The 2,518-nt window shown below is 43.8% G+C and carries 3 protein-coding genes; all 3 read left to right on the forward strand.

What is annotated here, in order from left to right:
• The first annotated feature begins 361 nt into the window (after positions 1-361).
• The 3 genes from B5D58_RS13370 (at position 362) to mntA (ending at position 2,311) form a co-directional block, all read left to right on the forward strand.
• Complete coding sequence (locus B5D58_RS13370) at positions 362-1,267, forward strand: N-acyl amino acid synthase FeeM domain-containing protein (protein ID WP_011112721.1); 906 nt, start codon at positions 362-364, stop codon at positions 1,265-1,267.
• 200 nt (positions 1,268-1,467) lie between these two features.
• On the forward strand, positions 1,468-1,884 hold the full coding sequence (locus B5D58_RS13375) for a hypothetical protein (protein ID WP_011112722.1): 417 nt from the start codon (positions 1,468-1,470) through the stop codon (positions 1,882-1,884).
• A 13-nt stretch (positions 1,885-1,897) separates the two neighbouring features.
• Positions 1,898-2,311, forward strand: coding sequence for a type VII toxin-antitoxin system MntA family adenylyltransferase antitoxin (mntA, locus tag B5D58_RS13380; RefSeq protein ID WP_011112723.1), 414 nt, complete (start codon positions 1,898-1,900; stop codon positions 2,309-2,311).
• Positions 2,312-2,518 lie beyond the last annotated feature (207 nt).

Here is a 2,518-nt window from a genome sequence, read left to right on the forward strand (position 1 = left end):
GGGTAATCCCACCTCTTGGCAAGACCTGCTGTCAGATCAAATCTGAACTACTACACATGATTGGACAAAAACGTACCACAGAAAACCACTGTCTCCAAAGAGAGACAAACAATACTCAACAAATACAAACGATTATCAGTATTTGTGACTTTTATCACAGATTGCAACGACAATTTTTCTCACCAAAATACAGAAAAAATATCAACTCATTGATTAATAAATACTATTAATTCTGGCATGGATTGTGCTTTTATTAAATAGTATTTTAAACATCCAATGATTTATCTGTTTTATCAATCAAGTATTATTTTCGAGCTATACCTATTCAGTCCAGAAAATAACTTTATGAGGAATACCACTCATGCAAATTGCGAATCATCTTCAATCAGGGACCGCAGTAAAAAATATCCAGCCAGCACACATTCCATTCAGCCCCTATCAACCCGATTCCACCTCATCTGACGATACTGACCCGCGATTTCCCCGCTCTCAAAAATACCAAATCTCCAGGCATCCGGGCAGCAATTCGAGTCACATAGCCGAAACAGACTGCCTTCTGCAACGCAATGGCTACAGCATTCACCTGGTCAACTCACTCAAACAGCGTATCAAGGCCAGCACGCTTATCAAACGCATGTATGCCTCGCGCGGTTACCAGACTGAAAGCGCTTCTGTTTTCTCAACATCTTCCAATCAATACACCTTCGAAGCACGTCAATCACAACAGCTCATTGGAACGTTGACACTCACCATCGACACAGGCAAAGGATTACTGGCCGATACTCTCTATCAGCCAGAACTGGATCAGTTCCGCCGGCAAGGTCGCAGGCTCTGCGAAGTTTCAAAGCTTGCGTTCAATCCGGAAACCAGTTCGAAAGAAATCTTCGCCTCTTTGTTCCACATGGCCTATATTTTTGCTCATCGCATACATGGTGTGGATGATTCCTTCATCGAAATCAATCCGCGCCATGCCACTTTCTACAAACGGATGCTCGGATTCCGTCAAGTTGGTGAATTACGCACCTGCCCACGTGTCAATGCACCGGCAGTGCTGCTCTATCTGGATCTGGAATACATGAAAGAACAAATTACTACCCAAGCAGGGCAGTTCGATCAAAAAACAAAGAGTATTTATCCGCACTTTCTTTCCCAGAACAGGGAAAAAGAAATTACTCAACGCATTCAAATCGAACACACACATTTCGTTCCACCTTCCTCCCGCAAATCCACTTTCAATCACCACCAGGATTACTTTCAACCTGCATAAAATCAGAAAATACGGAAAACCGCACTTTTCGCCTCGGAACCAATTTCATCGTACCGAATCTGAAATGGAGCCAAGACTTCTGCATAGTTACTCTCCTAAATTTTCACGGGTGCAATACGCATACAAGTCAATGATTTATCAGCCAAGCAACGGTCTCTGGTATGCTTCAACAGTTTTGATCTCGTATCGGGAAGACCGCCATGGCACTAACAAAAGAAGATATTGCAGAAATCAAGGAGCTGATTGGTGAAGTCATCACTGAACGGCATCCAGAGATAATGAACAACAATGTCCGCTATGAACTGGAAATCAGAGAAAGAATCCTCCGTGTAGAGGAGGGATTAAAACACCAGCGTGAGCTGATGCAGGAAGGATTCAATCGCATGGATAAACGCTTTGAGCAGATCGACAAACGCTTTGAATCGCTGATTGCCGAAATGAATACACGTTTTGCTCAAGTTGACAAACGCTTTGAGCAGGTCGACAAACGCTTTGAACAAATCGACAAGCGTTTTGAGACCATGACAGCACGTATGGATCGCTTCATGATATGGTCATTTGCCACCACCCTGACTGTAGGTGGAATTGTCGTAGCAGCAATCAAGTATCTGCCTTGAATCCATAGTTGTCATGCAATCCAACGACAACCCATCGCTTACACAGCAATTGACAACCTTGTTGTCACACCACCCGGTGATCAAATTAGCAATATTATTTGGCTCCCGGGCAGATCCGGCACGTACAAAACATTTCGGTAGTGATATTGATTTGGCAATCATGACCGGAGAACCAATAAGCAGTCACTTTAAAATGGAGTTGATGCAAGCCATCAGCACTGAACTGGATTGTCCGGTAGATATCGTAGTCGTCAATGATGCACCCGAACCGATACTGGGAGAGATACTCAAAGGCCAGCGCCTGTTAGGCGATAACAACACCTATGCCCAACTGCTGGCCCGCCATCTACTGAATACGGCTGACTTTCTTCCACTACGGCAACGAATATTAAAGGAAAGACGCGAACGATGGATACAATCGTACTGACTGAAAAGCTGGAATCACTCAGGCGTTGTGTCCAACGTATCGAAGAGAAACAGCCTCAACATATTGACCAGCTGAAGCAGAATATTGATCTACAGGATATTCTGGTACTTAACTGTAGTAGTTGAGATCTGATCTGACAGTTACCCGATTTGACGAGTGCCTGTTAGATCAGATTCAGTTATTCAATTCGGTAATTTTATCGTCCCA

The sequence above is a fragment of the Nitrosomonas europaea genome (assembly GCF_900167395.1).
Classification (GTDB): domain Bacteria; phylum Pseudomonadota; class Gammaproteobacteria; order Burkholderiales; family Nitrosomonadaceae; genus Nitrosomonas; species Nitrosomonas europaea.

What these genes read in the sequence shown, in the direction of transcription:
- B5D58_RS13370 (WP_011112721.1), top strand. Translation starts at nt 362, where the DNA reads ATGCAAATTGCGAATCATCTTCAATCAGGGACCGCAGTAAAAAATATC.
- B5D58_RS13375 (WP_011112722.1), top strand. Translation starts at nt 1,468, where the DNA reads ATGGCACTAACAAAAGAAGATATTGCAGAAATCAAGGAGCTGATTGGT.
- mntA (WP_011112723.1), top strand. Translation starts at nt 1,898, where the DNA reads ATGCAATCCAACGACAACCCATCGCTTACACAGCAATTGACAACCTTG.